The sequence below is a fragment of the Maricaulis sp. genome (genome assembly GCF_017643475.1).
Classification (GTDB): domain Bacteria; phylum Pseudomonadota; class Alphaproteobacteria; order Caulobacterales; family Maricaulaceae; genus Maricaulis.
The window spans coordinates 642164-659001 of record NZ_JAEPNI010000002.1; the positions used below are offsets into that span (position 1 = coordinate 642164).

A 16838-nucleotide genomic window follows, 5' to 3' on the forward strand; every position below is an offset into this window, starting at 1 on the left:
AAACATGAAGCCATCCGATCGACTGACCCGCGCCCTGGCCCTTGGCCTGGGCCTCGCCTGGCTTCCCGCCCCTGCCCTGCCACAGACCATTGAACTCGGCCGGACCGTGTCCGGACATGTCATCATGGATGTCGAAGTCGGCGAACACGGGGAGCATGTCTTTGTTGTCGACACCGGTGCCAACCGAACTGCCATAGCCCAGGCTGTCGCCGAACAGATGGGCTTCCAGTCCAGCTGGGTCGTCTCCGATGACGTCCAGTCCCTGACACGGATGTTCGAGGCCGAGCGGTTTGAACTGGCAGATGTCCGCCTGCCACACATACCCCCGCAGACGCTGCAGAGCGTCGTCATCCCGGATTCCACCACACGCAACACCATGATCGCCGGGCTTCTTGGCATGGATGCCTTTGCCGGGCGCCGCTACGGGATCGACTTCACCGACGGCCATATCCAGCTGGAACCGGAACACGTCTTTTTCGATGATGGCATCCTGGACCCCGAGAACGGTCTTCTCTACGGCGCGGCGCGACTGGGTACGGGTGAGCGGATTTTCCGCGTGGTCATCGACAGCGGCTCCGCCGTGTCCATCGCCAACCATGCCCTTCATTCGCGTTTTGTCCCTCGTAATGTGCTGAGCTACGAGCTGTCCGGCGTTGACGGTCGCATGGGCGACAACGCCAATGCCTTTCCGATCCGCCAGTTCCAGATTGGCGATCTGTGTATCAGCCGCCAGTACATAATGCGCGCCAATCTCGACATCTTCTACGCGCTGGGATGGGAGAATGCGCCAGCCCTGGTCATCGGCATGGACATCCTCTCCCAGGCCCGCGTAACCATCGACCAGCGCACCGGGGTCTGGGACATCCAGCCCACCGGCCGAGAGAACCAGTGCCGCAATGATGACCGCATCCAGCTGAGTGACCTGGAAGAACTCAGTCACTGATCAGCACAACCGGATAAGGGCCAAAGAAAAAGCCGCGGAGCGAACGCCGCGGCTTTTCCTGTCTGTGTGGAGAGGGATTAGCTGGCCGGACGGTCAGGTCCTGCGCCCGCTGCCTCTTCCTGGGCAAGGGTCGGCGTTGTCGCCTTGTCGGCATCAACCATAAGCCATTTGATCACCGGGGAGATCAACAGCATGCCTACAGCGATGGCCATCGCGACCAGGCCTACGTTCGAATACACCTCCGCATAACCTGACTTGGCCGCAGCGACATCGGTGATTTGACCACCAATGGTCTCCGCACCTGTCTGTGCTGCGATAACTGAAGCCAGGAAGTTGGACAGACCGGAATACAGGAACCAGGCGCCCATGGTCATGCCAACGACACGCGCCGGCGCCAGCTTGGTCACAGATGACAAGCCGACCGGCGAGACCATCAGCTCACCCATGGTGTGGATCCAGTAGATCAGGAAAATGAAATAAACTGCAGTGAGCCCCGTCTCACCGGAAAGCCCCATGCCACCCACAAGAGCGTAGAAACCCAGGCCCGCCAGGAAGACACCAAACGCGAACTTCACCGGCGTGGACGGGTTCATCTTGCGCTTTTCCAACCACAGCCACAGCCAGGCCAGCATCGGAGCGAAGACGATGATGTAGCCTGCATTGAGGAACTGGAACACCGGCGCAGGTACGGATACGCCGAACATGCTGCGATCTACCAGACGGTCTGTGAAGAGATTCAGCGAAGACCCAGCTTGCTCGAACAGAGCCCAGAACGGGATCTGAGCGAGAACAAAATAGATGGCCGCAAACATCTTCTTGCGTTCGTCACCCTGTGTCTTCACGAGGGCATATCCCACCAGAAGCACGAACATGGCGATACCAATATATCCGGCAACGTCCGCAAACAGGTCAGGGAATTTTACGATCATCATGGAAACCGCGACGATCGCGATACCGGTCAGATAGCAAGCCCACTCGACATTGATCGGTCCGAGCACTTTCTGCTTCAGCTTTTCGGGATTTGGAGGCTCGGCCTTACCTTCCAGCCAGGGCTGGAAGAAGAGGAATGTGAGAAGGCCAAACAGCATGCCGACGCCCGCTAGGCCAAAACCCCAATTCCAACCCCATGCAATGCCGATAATACCGACCGTCAGGGACGAGATGAAAGACCCCAGATTGATGCCCATATAGAAGAGCGAGAAACCGGAATCCCGACGCACATCCCCGACATCGTAGAGCTCCCCTACAATCGTTGAGATATTGGCTTTGAGGAAACCAACACCGGCGATGATCAGCGCCAACGCGAGATAGAGGATATTGACGTAGAGCTCTTCGCGCTCAATGCGCGTCATGTCGGAAGAGAACTCGAGACTGGCCGGCAAACCGACAACGTCCGGCTCTGCCACCACAAGCCGCGTGCCCGCGTCCTCGAAGGATATCTGCGACTGACCGGAGTCCGACACGATGATCTGGTTGGCGTCGCCGCCGCGGCCATCCAGAGTAATCTGGTACTCCGCACCCTCATACGTAAAGATCTCGCGAGAACCGCTGCCTTCAAAGGCCATGAGACCGTGACCAGCAACCAAAAGAATGGCGCCGTAGGTCACTGCTTTCCTCTGACCGAGATAGCGGTCAGCGAGTGAGCCACCAATGATTGTCATGATGTAAACCAGCGCCGTATAGGCGCCGTACATGATCGTGGAGCTCTCGTCAGAGAACAGGAAATGCTGGGTCAGGTAGATGATCAGCAGGCCACGCATTCCGTAATAGGAAAAACGCTCCCACATCTCAGTCAGAAACAGGATGGCCAGCCCGCGTGGATGACCAAAGAACGACGTATCGTGCTTGGAACGCACGACCGCCTCGGTATTGTCAGTCAATGTAATCTCCCCGTCCCCGCTCCCCGCGAGGCGTTACTCGGGCGTCAATTGACCATGTGAGAGCGCGACCGACAAGCTTTAGTGACGGCTGGAACTGAGGCCCAGCCTCACAATTTCGCCTGTTAGCGCTGACACCTAATAGGCGGCTTCAGTGAAGACCGGTTCGATGGAACCGTCCCATTCGCCGTTGAAACGTTCGATCAGCGCGTCGGCCCGCGTACGGCCGCTGGCCACGATCTCGTCGAGCTCGTCGAGGAAATGGCCTTCATTCTCGCCATAACCGTTCAACATGCGTCGCTTGTTGAGCCCTTCACGGGAGATCGCCAGCACTTCGCGGGCAAGTTCCGTCATGGAATGATCGCGCCAGCCGGCCCGCAGACCGTGGCGCCCCGCGGCGAGACGCAGACCCTCGCGTTCATCCGCGGTCCAGTCCTTGACCAGGTCCCAGGCCGCATCCAGCGCAGTATCGTCATACAGGAGCCCAACCCAGAAGGCCGGCAGGGCACACAGGCTGTCCCACGCACCGCTGTCCGCGCCACGCATTTCCAGGAAAGTCTTCAGACGCACTTCCGGGAAAAGGGTCGAGAGATGATCTTCCCAGTCGCTCATCACCGGCTTCTCGCCTGGCAGGGCCGGCAGACGTCCGTCCAGGAAGTCGCGGAAACTCTGCCCCGTCGCGTCGAGATACTCGCCATTGCGTTTGACGAAATACATCGGCACATCAAGGGCATAATCTGCGTAACGCTGGAAGCTCATCCCGTCGTCGAAGACAAAGGGCAGCATGCCGGTGCGGTTATTGTCGGTGTCGGTCCAGACGTGCGAGCGATAGGACTGGAAACCGTTGAGCCCGCCATCGCCAAAGGGGGAATTGGCAAACAGCGCCGTCGCCACCGGCTGCAGGGCCAGGGAGACGCGGAATTTCTTGACCATGTCCGCCTCGCTGGAAAAATCCAGATTGGTCTGGACCGTACAGGAGCGGAACATCATCTGATGGCCCAGCGTGCCGACCTTGGGCATGTAGGCCTTCATCAGGCCATAACGGGCCTTGGGCATCATCGGCGTGTCTTCCAGCGACCATTTCGGCGAGAAGCCCAGCCCCAGGAAACCGGCACCGATCTCGTCGGCGACTTCACGGACTTCCTTGAGGTGACGGTTCACTTCGGCGCAGGTCTGGTGGACATTTTCCAGCGGGGCACCGGACAGTTCAAACTGGCCACCCGGCTCCAGCGTGATCGAGGCACCATTGCGCTTGAGCGCAATCAGATACCCGCCCTCTTCCACCGGTTCCCAGTCGAAACACTTGAGACCCTCAAGCATTTTAAGCACCGAGGGCCCTTCCGTGTCATAGGGAAGCGGGTCATGCGTCTCGAGCGCGAAACCGAATTTTTCGTGCTCGGTGCCAATGCGGAAATTCTCCGCCGGCTTGCAGCCTGCCGCGAGGTATTCACCCAGCTGGTCGATGGATTCAATCGGAGCGCCTTCGCCACCGGGATTATAAGTGCCGCTCATCAAAGCGCCCCCGCCTGTAGAATGTCCGCAACAGATATGTGGGTGTTCGGGGTGAAACAAGAGGCGACCGCTGAGATTCACGGTGAAGTGAGCGAGCAATGGCGGCTTCACACCCTGTCCTCACCGTCACCTGTGGCACGCTCGCGCCGGCAAGGCCGACCTACTCCCAATCCCCGCAAACGCTCTGCCACAGCGTCAGCGCCGAGATCACCGCCGTCTCGGCGCGCAGGATGCGCGGGCCCAGACTGACGGCGTGGACAAAATCCAGACTGCGCAGGCGCTCGCGTTCTTCCGGGGTGAAACCGCCTTCCGGACCGATCAACAGGGCTGCGGGTTTGCCGCGCAGCTCGGTCAATGGACCCAGCGCCTGACTGGCCCGACCGCTATCGCCGCCCCAGGGACGGGCGCCGTCATCGCCGGCTTCATCGCAATAGATGATCACCCGGCTCTCATCCCAGTCCTCGAGCATCTGGTCGAGCTTCACAGCCTCGTGGATCACCGGCAGGTCGAGGCGTTCGGTCTGTTCGGCTGCCTCCTTGGCGATGATCTCGAAACGATCAAGACGCATACGTTCAGACTGGGTGCGTGTGGTGATGACCGGGCGGATATCCGCCACGCCCAACTCGGTCGCCTTTTCCACGATCAGCTCGTTTTTCTGGCGTTTGACCGGGGCGAACATCAGCCAGAGATCGGGCACAGCGGCCTGTGGCCGGTTCTGTGTATCACAGGCCAGCACCGCGTTTTTCTTGTGTGCCTTGGCCACCGATGCCTGCCATTCGCCATCGCGGCCGTTGAACAGGCGAACATGGTCACCCTCTTCCCGGCGCATGACATTGATCAGATAGTGGCTGTCCTCCCGCGAGAGCGGCACAGCCTGCCCCTCGCCCAGGGGTGCATCGATGAAAAGGCGTGGATCCGTGCTCATGCCTTCGCTTTGCCCCGTGCTGCCCTTGTCCGTCAACCTGCCTTGATCTCGCCTTCGAGCTTTGCGAAACCACCGCCATGCAACTGAATTTCGACCGACGAGTCGCTGACAGCATCCCCCAGACCTGGGTGGATCGAGCGCCGACCGCTCTGAGACCCTATCTGCGCCTGGCGCGTTATGATCGACCGATCGGCTTCTGGCTGCTCGCCCTGCCCTGCTGGATGGGACTGTTGCTGGCGCGCGCCAATACCGGCCTTGGCTGGATCGATCTCTATTACGCGGCCCTGTTCGCGATTGGTGCGATCGCCATGCGCGGTGCCGGCTGTACCTATAATGACATCATCGATCGTGATCTGGATGCCCAGGTCGCCCGCACCGCGGATCGGCCGCTGGCGGCAGGAACCGTATCGCTGAAACAGGCCTGGGCCTTCCTGGGCGCACAAAGTCTGGTCGGACTGATCGTGCTGGTGCAATTGCCGCTGATCGCCATTTTCACCGGCCTCGGTTCGCTGGTGCTGGTCGCGGCCTATCCCTTCATGAAGCGCATCACCTGGTGGCCACAGGCCTGGCTGGGCCTGACGTTCAACTGGGGTGTGCCTGTTGCCTATGTCACCGCAAGCGGCCAGTTCGATTTCGCCGTGCTCGCACTTTACGCTTCCTGCATATTCTGGACGCTGGGATATGACACCATCTATGCGCACCAGGACAGCGAGGACGATGCCCTGGTCGGGGTGCGCTCGACGGCCCGCCTGTTCGGCCAGCACTCCCCCATCTGGGTCGGCGCCTTCTACGGGCTGACAGCCGGACTGGCCGGCGTGGCGCTTTACCTGGTCAACGCCTCGCCCTTTGCCGCTCTCCCCTTCGCGCTTTATTCCGCCCACCTGTTCAACCAGATCCGCCTGACCGATATCGAAGACGATGCCGCTTGCCTGAAAGTCTTCAAGTCCAACCGCGAAACCGGGCTCCTGCTGAGTGCGACCTTCGCGCTTGTTACAATCCTGTAATACCAGAAGGCGATTTGATCGTTTGACCCGGCCCGCGTGCTGGGCTCACATGCGCCCCGTCCTGAGTTTGAGCGATATGGGGAGAGCATGACGATCAAACAGAGCTTGGCGCTGGGCCTTGGAGCCCTCGCGCTGGCGGCCTGTCAGCCTGCTACGGATAGCGGGGATCAAGGCGCCACCACGGACAGTGCGACACAATCCACTGTTTCCACCAATTTCACCGTCGATGTCAGCTATCACACGCTCGACAACGGCCTGCGCGTTGTCCTGTCCGAGGACCACACCGTGCCGACCGCGACTGTCGCCGTCTATTACGGTGTCGGCTTCCGCAACGAGCCGCGCGGCCGGACCGGTTTTGCGCACCTGTTCGAACACCTGATGTTCCAGGGTTCGCGCAATTTGCCGCACGGCGCCTTTGATACGCTGATCTATGGATCGGGCGGCGTGAACAATGGCTCCACCCGGTATGACTTCACCAACTATTTCGAGGTCGTCCCGTCCAACGCGCTGGAAGCGATCATCTGGGCCGAGGCCGACCGCATGGGTCAGCCGAACCTGGACGAAAGCCAGCTGGACAATCAGCGCGAAGTCGTTCGCAACGAGGTCTTCGTCAATGTCATCAACCAGCCCTATGGCGGCTGGATCTGGATCGACCTGCCGATGGTCGCCAATGAAAACTGGCACAATGCGCACAATTTCTACGGCGATCTGACCGATCTCGACGCGGCATCACTGGAAGATGCGCAGGCTTTCTTCGACCAGTTCTATGCGCCGAACAATGCGGTCATCGTTGTCGCCGGCGATATTGACAAGGACGAGACGCTGGGCTGGATCGAGCAGTATTTCTCCTACATCGAGGCGGGCGATCCCCTGCCGGAGATCGACACCTCCGAACCGCGCCAGGAAGAAGAGAAGTTCGACTATATCGAGGACAACCTGGCCAACCAGCCAGCCCTCGCCGTCGGCTATCACATGCCTGAACGTGGCACGCCGGAATATTACGCCATGATCCTGATCGACCAGCTGCTGGTCCAGGGTGATGACAGCCGCCTGACCCAGTCCCTGGTGTCGGAGGAAGGTTATGCGTCCGGCGTGTTTGGCGGCATCAACCTCCTGGGCAATGCCTTCAACTATTCCGGTCCGATGCTGTGGACTGTCGGCCTGATCCACGACAGCGAGTTCACCGTGTCTGAAGTCATGGGCACGATGGACACCACGATCGAGGGCATCCGCACCTCGCCAGTGACCGAGGCAGAGCTGGAGCGTGCGCGCACCAAGCTCTTGTCCGATTTCTACGGCACCGTGGACACATCCACGCGTTTCGGTCTCGTCGACCTGCTGGCCTCCTTTGCCATGTTCGATGACGATCCCAGCCGCATCAACCGGATCACGGAAGGCTTTGAACAGGTCACGCCGGAACTGGTGATGAGCACGGCGCAGGAATATCTGCGTCCGACCAACCGCACCGTGCTGGAAGTTCGCCTTGCCGGCGATGACAGCCAGTAAGCCCCGGGGAGAAAAAGCCATGACAGTCAAACTGTTCAGTGCCGCCCTCGCGGCCGCCAGCCTGATCGCCGCTCCGGCGATCGCGCAGATCAACGAGCAACCGGCTCTGGGTGAACCGGTCTCCTTCAACGTGCCGGACAATCGCAGCTTCACGCTGGATAACGGCCTGGAAGTCACCTTTATCCAGTACGGCCTGGCCCCGACCACGCAGATTTCCCTGCGCGTTCGTGCCGGCAATATCGATGATGGCAGCGATACCTATATCGCCGACCTGACCGCCAGCATGATGGAAGAAGGCTCCAACGGCCGCACGGCCGAGGAGATCGCCACCGAGATCGCCGCCATGGGTGGCGAGCTGGGTGTCGGTGTCGGCTGGCATTCCACCAATATCGGCGTGAATGTCCTGTCCCAGTATGCGACCGATGCAATGGGCATCATCGCTGATGTCGTCATGCGTCCGGACTTTGCTGATAGCGAGTTTGATCGTGTCCGCCAGAACCTGGTTCGCGATGTCTCCGTCTCTCGCGCCCAGCCGGGTCCGATTGCCACGGAAGCCTATCGTCGCCTGCTGTTCGGCGGTGACCACCCCTACGGCAATTCCCTGCCGACCGAGGACCAGGTCCGCGCTTTCGAGCTGAGCGATGTCCAGGCTTTCTATGACGCCAATTACGGCGCAGGCCGCACCCGCATCTATGTTGCCGGTCGTTTCGACGAAGCCGCCATGGAAGCGGCCATCCGTGAAGCGTTTGCCGACTGGGCGAGCGGTTCTGCTGATGCCTTGACCCCGGCCGCTCCGAGCGGTGGTCCGGTTGTCCAGTTCATCGATCGCCCGGGCGCCCCGCAATCCACGCTGCGGGTCGGTTTCCCGGCTGTCGGGATCGATCATCCGGATGCGCCAGACCTGGCCGTCATGAACGCCCTGCTGGGCGGCAGCTTCACCTCCCGTCTGACCCGCAATCTGCGTGAGGACAAGGGGTATACCTACTCCCCGGGCAGTGGTGTCACCTGGGGCATGGGCGGCGGTTACTGGACCTTCAATGCCGATGTGAACACCGAGGTGACAGGCGCAGCCCTGATGGAAACCTTCGGCGAGATCACGCGCCTGTCCGAAAACGCGCCTGACGCTGTTGAAGCGGACGGTATCCGCACCTGGATGTCCGGCATCTTCATCCTGCAGAACGCGTCCACGGGCGGGATTATCGGTCAGCTCAGCCTCCGCGATCTCTATGACCTGCCGGAAGACTATCTGGAAAACTACGTGCCCAGCCTCAATGCCGTCACCAATGACGACATTTCCCGCGTGGCCTCGACCTATCTCGACCTGGACAATGTTGTCCTGGTTGTCGTGGGTGACCTGTCCGTCATCGAGGAACAGGTGCGTGCCCTGCCGGAACTGGCCAATGCACGCTTCATCCTGCCGGCCCCGGCAGACGCTGAAGAGTAAGCCGTATCCTTGATGCGAAACGAGACGGCCGGGCCCAGCGCCCGGCCGTTTTGTCCTGTGCCGGCTGAACTTGCACCGCACCGGGCATGCGTTATGTCGAAGAGGCAAACCGCAGGAACGCCCGTGAAGCCGCTATCGCTCGACGACCCCCAGGCCTTTATCCGTGAGCACACCGACGTGCTGACACCGCCACTGGTGCCGGAAATCAAGCTGCACCTGGCCACCGAGACCGTGGACATCTGGGAACAGACCGAGGAAGCGCTGGGCGAGATGGGCCTGCCGCCCCCCTTCTGGGCCTTTGCCTGGGCGGGCGGGCAAGCGCTGGCGCGCTATTGCCTGGACAATCCTGACATCGTCAAAGGCAAACGCGTGCTTGATTTTGCGGCTGGTGGCGCTGTCTCCGGCATCGCCGCGAAAATGTCCGGCGCCGAACAGGTGACCGCCAGCGAGCTCGACGCCTTTGCGATCGAGGCCTGCCGGGCCAATGCCACACTCAACGCAGTCGAGCTGGATACCGAACTGGGTGATGTGGTCGGGCGTTTCGACGCCTGGGACGTGATCATCGCCGGAGATGTCTTCTACGAGGATGAAGGCGCCCGTCATATCGGTGCCTGGCTCGAGGAAAGCGCCCGCCGCGGCACACGCGTCCTGATCGGAGACCCGGGCCGATCCTTCCTGCCGCGCGAAAAACTCGACCGGCTCGCAGAGTATACAGTACCCGTCACCCGCGACCTCGAGGACCGCGAGGTTCGCTACGCCAAGGTCTGGTCCTTCAACACCCCGTGAATTCGCCCTTTGCGGTCGCAATTTCGTTTACAGTCACAGCCGTTTAGGGCAATGTCCCGCCGGTAAATTCGCTTCCGGCGCGAGCTCGCTGCGCCTCTACCAGTGGAGACTTGTCATGGCCCGCGTACGTGCGGTGGATCGCCGGCTGTTCTTGTTGCTCGAAATCGCAGCGCGCAAGCTCAATCGCGAGGCTGATGCCCGTCTCAAGGCGGAGGCCGGCGTGACCTCAGCACAGGCGGCCGTACTCTTCCTGCTGGCTCGCCGCGGCGAGCGCCGCATGGGCGAGATCGGCGAGATGCTGTCTTTGAACCCGCCTGCTGTAACCGGGCTGGTCAATCGCATGACAGCGCTCAACCTGGTTACCAAGACCGCTTCAGCCGATGACAAGCGCTCCGCGATCGTCTCCCTGACCGAAAAAGGCCGCGCCATGGGCGATGCAGCTGATCATGTTTTCAAGGACATGAACCAGGAGCTGGAAACCCAGCTGGGCGATGATGACAGCGATATGCTGCACCGGGTTCTGACAAGTCTGGCGGTCAGCGCCTGAACGCTCTAGTTTGCCCTCCATAAAATAAAGGAGGGCCCAAGTGAGCTCACTGGTTTTGGTCGATGATGCGGAGGGGATCCGCACAATCCGGTTTAATCGCCCGGACAAGAAAAACGCGCTGACACGCGAGATGTACGCCGCTGCTGCCGAGGCGCTGGAAAGCGGCGACACGGAACAATCCGTCAAGGTCTTCATCATCACTGGCACCGATGGTGTCTTTACCGCTGGCAATGATATCGGTGATTTCATGGAACGCCCGCCGCATGTCGGCGGTGGCGACATGCCACCGGTGGAGCGCTTCATGCGTGCCCTGCTCGAGGTCAAGAAACCGGTCGTGGCCGCCGTGGACGGCCTGGCCATCGGTATCGGCGTTACCCTGTTGATGCATTGTGACATCGTCTATTGCTCTGATCGGGCGACCTTCAAGACCCCGTTCGTGGACCTTGCGCTGGCGCCGGAGTTCGGATCGAGCCAGGTCATGCCACAGATGTTCGGCCATGCCGTTGCGGCAGACCTGCTGATGCTCGGCGCCACCTGGGATGCCAATCGCGCACTGCAGGCTGGCCTGGTGACCGGCGTGCACAGTGCCGATGATCTTGCCGGCGCCGCCCATTTCGCGGCCAGCGTCATGGCGGCCAAGGCACCCGGCTCCATGCGTGCCGCCAAGGCCCTCATGCGTACCCCGCCCGAAGACCTGTCCGACCGCATCTCGCGTGAGGGCGGCCTGTTCGCGGAATTGTTACGCTCTGACGAGTTCGCCGAAGCAGCTGCGGCCTTCATGGAAAGACGCCTGCCGGACTTTTCGCGTTTCGGCTGAACCGGGTTGAGGGGAAAATCATGATCCTGCGTATTGTCGGCTGCGTTGTCGCCGCTGTGTTCCTGGGCGCCATTGCCTATCTGAACCTGTCCACGGTCGGGCGTATATACCTGCCCTCGGGTACCGGCATCACGGCCAAACAGCTCTGCTCGATGGTCTTTGTCTCCCGTCTCGACGAGGACTTCGCCCGCCAGGCCTATATCGACCCGCTGCTGGGCGATGCGGCCGACCTGCTCAGCGTCTCGGTGAACCATGATCGCCAGAGCGTGAAGGCCAGCGTGTTCGGCCTGTTCTGGCGCCAGCACGCGATTTATCGCGAAGGCCTGGGCTGTACGCTGGATCGGGGTGGGCGCCAGTTCGACCGGGACCTCGCTATTCCCTTCGACCAGGACTTCACACCACTGGAGCTCGATTCAGCCCATCGCGACGCGAATTTCGACGTCGAGGCCATCAATGCCGCGCTGGACCAGGCCTTTGCCGACAGCGCACCGGCGATGCGGCACACGCTCGGTGTCGCAGTCCTGCACCAGGGACGCCTGGTCGCCGAGCGTTATGCTCCGCAAGCCAACCGCAACACGCGTTTCCTGGGCTGGTCGATGACCAAAAGCGCCACCGCTACCCTGGCCGGCGTGCTGGTCCAGGATGGTGACATCACGCTGGATCATGTCCCCGCCAGTTTTGAAGGACTGGAAGATCGCCAGGACATCACACTGGAAAACCTGTTGCGGATGAATGCCGGTCTGGCCATTCGCGAAGGCAATGACGGTACGGATCCGAACTCGCAAATGCTGTTCACCCAGCGTGACATGGCCGCTTTTGCAGCGACACGTGAACGCCTGCACGCGCCGGGCGAGCACTGGGAGTACATGAGCGGCAATACCGTTCTGGCCACCCGCGCCCTGCAAGACCAGATGGGCGGAACGCTGGAAGACCAGGTCATTGCCATGCGCGAACGTCTGTTTGAACCGCTGGGCATGCACACGGCCGTGATGGAACCGGATGCGTCTGGCACGCTGATCGGCTCCTCCTACATGTATGCGACTGCGCATGACTGGGCACGGCTGGCACAACTTTATCTGGACGGCGGTCTGGTGGATGGCGAGCGCCTGATCCCGGCCAACTGGCCGGACCTGGCAACCGACGCCACGCCGGGTTCAGCCGACCCTTATGGTCTGGGCTTCTGGAACCCGCCAGCAAGCAATAATCTGCCTTCCGGCACCTATACGATGCACGGTTTCCAGTCCCAGCTGGCCTTCATCATGCCGGAGCAAGAGCTGATCGTTGTGCGTTTCGGCGCCACCAATTACGTCAGCTCGGGGTCATATGATCTGGCCCGCAGCATCGCTGCGGCCCTGCGCCCCGCAGAACGGGCGCCTGCCGAGTAGTCACGCCGCCGCTGTCACCAGCGGCGGGGTTTCGGCAACCACCCCGGATGAGATGAGGTGACGGACATGGGTCCGCACCTCATCTGCAGTCGGGACGATGGTCTTTGCCTTCTTGATCAGGGCAGCGGGCTTGGATCCGGTTCGCGCCCCCCCCACGCCCCACGTCTGGTATTCGCGCCGCATGGCCTGCACGAATTCCAGCTGACGGTAGTCCTGATGGCGGCCGTCCCGGGCCACCGTCTCCATGAAGTCGCGAAGGTGATCGGGATCCCCCTCGAGCACTTGCATGAAGTAGCCAGAATCCCAGATCAGCGCGCCTGTTAGCCGCAGATCCACGCATGACATCAAGCTACATGAAATGATACGCCCCAGCTCGCCATTGAGGGCCCCAAAACCCAAGGCGACCTTGGCGCGTGACATCATCACTGCGCGAAAAATCATGCTGCCGTCCCGTTTCCTGATCGAGTGTTCGTGTCGATGGGCAAACTACTAGGCGCCAGGATTGAACAGCGGCTCAACAATTCGCGATGAATTTGCCTTAAATACCTGGAAAATTTATCTCAAATTGAATTCAAAAGCGGCGATTACCTGCCAGCACAGGGCACCCGCCCGGGCAGGCATGACCATGCTATCCCGGCTCATATGATATGAGACTGCGGACGCGTCAGAACAACACGGGGTGGAACAGGCCGCGCAGCCATTCATCGAGAGGTTCTCGCCGAGACGCCCGGACAGATTTACGGCGCCGCACGCCTCATCCCGGACTGCCACACCTTGCCGCACCGGACTTGGCGCAGCAGGCCGATCATCCTAGGTTCCGCCCATACGAAAGCGGAGCCCCCATGGCGTATAAATCCCTGCGCGAATTCATCGACATGCTGGAAGCCGAAGGCGACCTCTTGCGCATCTCCCACCCGGTCTCCACCGACAAGGAGATGACCGAGATCCACAAGCGCACCCTGCATGCAGGCGGTCCGGCGCTGCTGTTTGAGAACGTCATCAACGAGAAGGGCGAAAAGAGCGAGATGCCCTGTCTCGTCAACCTGTTCGGTACGGTCAAACGCGTCGCCCAGGCCGTCACGCTGGGCGGTGAAAGCCGGACCACGGGCGAGGAATTGCGCGAAGTGGGCGAACTGCTGGCCTTCCTGCGGCAGCCGGAACCGCCGCGCGGTGTGAAGGACGCGATGGAGATGCTGCCACTGGCCAAGACGGTCATGTCCATGCGCCCGAAAAATGTGTCGCGGGCGCCCTGCCAGGACGTGGTGCTGACCGGCGATGAGATTGATCTCGACCGCCTGCCCATCCAGACCTGCTGGCCGGGTGAGCCTGCCCCGCTGATCACCTGGCCGCTGGTGGTCACCCAGGGACCCAATGTGAAGGGCGATCGCCAGGACGACTATAATCTCGGCATCTACCGCATGCAGAAGCTGGGCAAGGACAAGACGCTGATGCGCTGGCTGAAACACCGCGGTGGTGCCCAGCACTATCAGCGCTGGAAAGACAAGAAGCCTGACCCGCTCCCGGCAGCCGTCGTGCTGGGTGCTGACCCGGGTACGATCCTGGCGGCGGTCACGCCGGTCCCGGACACACTGTCGGAATACCAGTTCGCCGGCATTCTTCGCGGCAAGAAGGCCGAGCTGGTCGATTGCAAGACGGTGCCGCTGAAAGTCCCTGCCGAGGCGGAGATCGTGCTGGAAGGCCATGTCATGCTCGACGAGTATGGCCCGGAAGGCCCCTATGGCGATCACACCGGCTATTACAATTCGGTGGAGCATTTCCCGGTCTTCAAGGTCAGTGCCATTACCATGCGCAAGGACCCCATCTATCTGACCACCTATACCGGCCGGCCGCCGGACGAGCCGGCCATACTCGGCGAGGCTCTGAACGAGGTCTTCATCCCGCTCCTGCAACAGCAATTCCCGGAGATCCTGGATTTCTGGCTGCCGCCGGAAGGCTGTTCCTACCGCATCGCCGTCATCTCGATGAAGAAGGCCTATGCCGGTCACGCCAAGCGCGTGATGATGGGTGCCTGGTCCTTCCTGCGCCAGTTCATGTACACCAAGTGGATCATCGTCGTGGACGAGGACATCAATGCGCGCGACTGGAAAGACGTGATGTGGGCCGTCTCGACCCGCATGGACCCCGCCCGCGACATCGTCACGGTCGAAAACACCCCCATCGACTATCTCGACTTCGCCTCCCCGGTCTCCGGCCTCGGCTCCAAGATCGGCCTGGACGCCACCAACAAGATCGGCAACGAGACCCAGCGCGAATGGGGTGAGAAGCTGGACATGGATGACACGACCAAGGCGCGAGTTGATGAGATCTGGGGGGCGTTGGGGATCACGCTTCCATAAGTGCACCGAAGGCGGGCCTCGCGCAGGTCGTGCAACAACGGGCCTTATCCTCCCCCTCGGAGAGGTGTCCTTCGTAGCCTTGGCGAAGAAGGACGGAGGGGCCGGAGGGCGCAGCGCGGAGGATTAGGGCTCACTCGCGTTCGCGCCCCCTTCGACCTCGCCTTCGCCGTAGGCTTCGGCGAGCCCACTTCCCCGCGAGCGGGGAAGATATCCACAGCGCTCAAACCTCGGGCATACTCTCCGGTGATCCATGTCGTGGGAGGCGAGAGCTCAGTCTTTTCGGGCGTGGATGTACGGGAAGCGTCTGCCGACCCTTAAGGGTTAATTCTGGCATGGCAGACAGCAAACCCGTGTGCGGGAGGCCTTTAACCCCTGCTCTAGACTAAATTCCGGTTTCACCGGTCTCCCGCATGCCTCTCACTCCAGATCGCGAGATCGTGGGGGTTTTGGTGCTTGCCCCTCCCCCGCTTCGGGACACCTCTCCCAATTTCCCCCGCCCCACCCCCTATCTCTGCTACCCTCCCCCGGTTCCGCGTAAAAAAATTCACCCACCCTCTTGCAATGTGAGCACATACTCACAATATGCGAGTGAGCGCTCACAGCAGCGCATTGGAAACCATCCTGACGCAGGGGATTTGAACATGATCACACGCGAAATCGGACATACGGGAATTTTTGTGAACTCCATCGGACTGGGCTGTATGGGCCTGTCGGAGTTCTATGGGCCGGCCACGGAGAAGAGTGAGGCCATCGGCCTGTTGCACAAGGCGATCGATCTGGGCGTGAACCATTTCGACACCGCGGAAATGTACGGCATGGGCGCCAATGAAGCCCTCTTGGGCGAAGCCTTTGCGGGACGGCGCGACAAGGTGGTGATCGCCACCAAGTTCGGACCCTTGCGCGACAAGTCGACAGGCGAGTTTGTTGGCATTGACGGCTCGGAGGCCAATGCCCGCCGCGCCGTTGAAGAGTCGCTGAGCCTGCTCAAGACGGACTATATCGACCTGTATTACATGCACCGCATGGATCAGAGCCGCCCGATCGAGGAAACGGTCGGGGCGATGGCCAAGCTGGTCGAGGAAGGCAAGGTCCGCGCGATCGGCCTGTCGGAAGCCTCTGCCGAGACACTCAAACGCGCCAATGCCGTCCACCCGATTGCAGCCCTGCAGTCGGAATACTCCATCTTCTCGCGCGACATTGAAGCCGAGCAGTTTCCCGTGCTGGAAGAGACCGGCGGGTCACTGGTCGCCTATTCCCCGCTGGGCCGTGGCATGCTGACCGGTCGTTTCACCGCCGAGAACCGACCGGCTGATTTCCGCTCTGCAGCCTACCAGCCGCGTTTTGCCGACGGGGCGTTTGAAGCCAATCTCGCCCTGGTGGAAGAGATCAAGGCAATCGCCGAAAGTCTCAAGGTGGAGGCCGCCCAGATCGCCCTGCGCTGGGTGCTCAATCGCGGTGAGAACATCCTCACGATTCCGGGCACGACCAAGCTGGCCAATCTCCAGGTCAATCTGGGCGCAGCAGATGTCGAGTTGAACGAGGACCGGATGGCGTCCCTCAATGCGCTCGCCGACAAGGTCCAGGGAGCGCGATACAACGAACAGGGCATGGCCTCGATCGACGGGTAACCCGTAGTCACGGATGGCCGCTTCGGACTTTTACAGTCCGGGGCGGCCGCCCAGCTCGCGCTTTGTACTGAATAGTTTATGGTGCGGTCTCATCTTGAGTCGTGGCT

The 16838-nt window shown here is 61.1% G+C and carries 14 protein-coding genes; 10 read left to right on the forward strand and 4 right to left on the reverse strand.

The genetic code is table 11. From position 1 onward, the window contains the following. Positions 1-4 precede the first annotated feature (4 nt). On the forward strand, positions 5-943 hold the full coding sequence (locus JJ889_RS10500; RefSeq protein WP_291894822.1) for a retropepsin-like aspartic protease: 939 nt from the start codon (positions 5-7) through the stop codon (positions 941-943). A gap of 77 nt (positions 944-1020) precedes the next feature. On the opposite strand, the gene JJ889_RS10505 is transcribed toward JJ889_RS10500, so the two are convergent. The 3 genes from JJ889_RS10505 to JJ889_RS10515 all read right to left on the reverse strand — a co-directional run bounded on the left by JJ889_RS10505 (position 1021) and on the right by JJ889_RS10515 (position 5257). Next, entirely contained in the window at positions 1021-2730 is a 1710-nt protein-coding gene (locus tag JJ889_RS10505) for a peptide MFS transporter (RefSeq protein WP_366940095.1), read from the reverse strand. A gap of 228 nt (positions 2731-2958) precedes the next feature. Continuing rightward, on the reverse strand, positions 2959-4332 hold the full coding sequence (locus JJ889_RS10510) for a glutamate--cysteine ligase (protein WP_291894828.1): 1374 nt from the start codon (positions 4330-4332) through the stop codon (positions 2959-2961). Between the two features lie 160 nt (positions 4333-4492). Beyond that, positions 4493-5257: a 16S rRNA (uracil(1498)-N(3))-methyltransferase gene (locus JJ889_RS10515; RefSeq protein WP_291894831.1), complete on the reverse strand. Its 765-nt coding sequence runs from the start codon at positions 5255-5257 to the stop codon at positions 4493-4495. A gap of 77 nt (positions 5258-5334) precedes the next feature. Between JJ889_RS10515 and ubiA the strand changes: the two genes are divergently transcribed. The 7 genes from ubiA (at position 5335) to JJ889_RS10550 (ending at position 12746) form a co-directional block, all read left to right on the forward strand. Beyond that, the gene (gene ubiA, locus JJ889_RS10520) at positions 5335-6261 is read left to right on the forward strand and encodes a 4-hydroxybenzoate octaprenyltransferase (RefSeq protein WP_291894834.1); all 927 of its coding nucleotides are present in this window, start codon (positions 5335-5337) and stop codon (positions 6259-6261) included. A gap of 87 nt (positions 6262-6348) precedes the next feature. Further along, positions 6349-7767, forward strand: a complete 1419-nt coding sequence (locus JJ889_RS10525; RefSeq protein WP_291894838.1) for a pitrilysin family protein — start codon at positions 6349-6351, stop codon at positions 7765-7767. Between the two features lie 19 nt (positions 7768-7786). Further along, positions 7787-9211 carry a pitrilysin family protein gene (locus JJ889_RS10530; protein WP_291894841.1) on the forward strand — a complete coding sequence of 475 codons (1425 nt, stop codon included), beginning with the start codon at positions 7787-7789 and terminating at the stop codon, positions 9209-9211. Between the two features lie 123 nt (positions 9212-9334). Then, complete coding sequence (locus JJ889_RS10535; protein ID WP_291894844.1) at positions 9335-9997, forward strand: methyltransferase; 663 nt, start codon at positions 9335-9337, stop codon at positions 9995-9997. A gap of 115 nt (positions 9998-10112) precedes the next feature. Further along, positions 10113-10544, forward strand: coding sequence for a MarR family winged helix-turn-helix transcriptional regulator (locus tag JJ889_RS10540; protein ID WP_291894847.1), 432 nt, complete (start codon positions 10113-10115; stop codon positions 10542-10544). A 40-nt stretch (positions 10545-10584) separates the two neighbouring features. Next, on the forward strand, positions 10585-11361 hold the full coding sequence (locus JJ889_RS10545; RefSeq protein ID WP_291894851.1) for an enoyl-CoA hydratase-related protein: 777 nt from the start codon (positions 10585-10587) through the stop codon (positions 11359-11361). A gap of 20 nt (positions 11362-11381) precedes the next feature. Then, positions 11382-12746, forward strand: coding sequence for a serine hydrolase (locus tag JJ889_RS10550; protein WP_291894855.1), 1365 nt, complete (start codon positions 11382-11384; stop codon positions 12744-12746). Here JJ889_RS10550 and JJ889_RS10555 read toward each other — a convergent pair whose 3' ends face one another. Beyond that, complete coding sequence (locus tag JJ889_RS10555; protein ID WP_291894858.1) at positions 12747-13187, reverse strand: BLUF domain-containing protein; 441 nt, start codon at positions 13185-13187, stop codon at positions 12747-12749. Positions 13188-13588: 401 nt separating this feature from the next. On the opposite strand from JJ889_RS10555, the gene JJ889_RS10560 reads away from it, so the two are divergent. Continuing rightward, positions 13589-15103: a UbiD family decarboxylase gene (locus JJ889_RS10560; protein ID WP_291894859.1), complete on the forward strand. Its 1515-nt coding sequence runs from the start codon at positions 13589-13591 to the stop codon at positions 15101-15103. 641 nt (positions 15104-15744) lie between these two features. Continuing rightward, positions 15745-16731 carry an aldo/keto reductase gene (locus JJ889_RS10565; RefSeq protein WP_291894862.1) on the forward strand — a complete coding sequence of 329 codons (987 nt, stop codon included), beginning with the start codon at positions 15745-15747 and terminating at the stop codon, positions 16729-16731. Positions 16732-16838 lie beyond the last annotated feature (107 nt).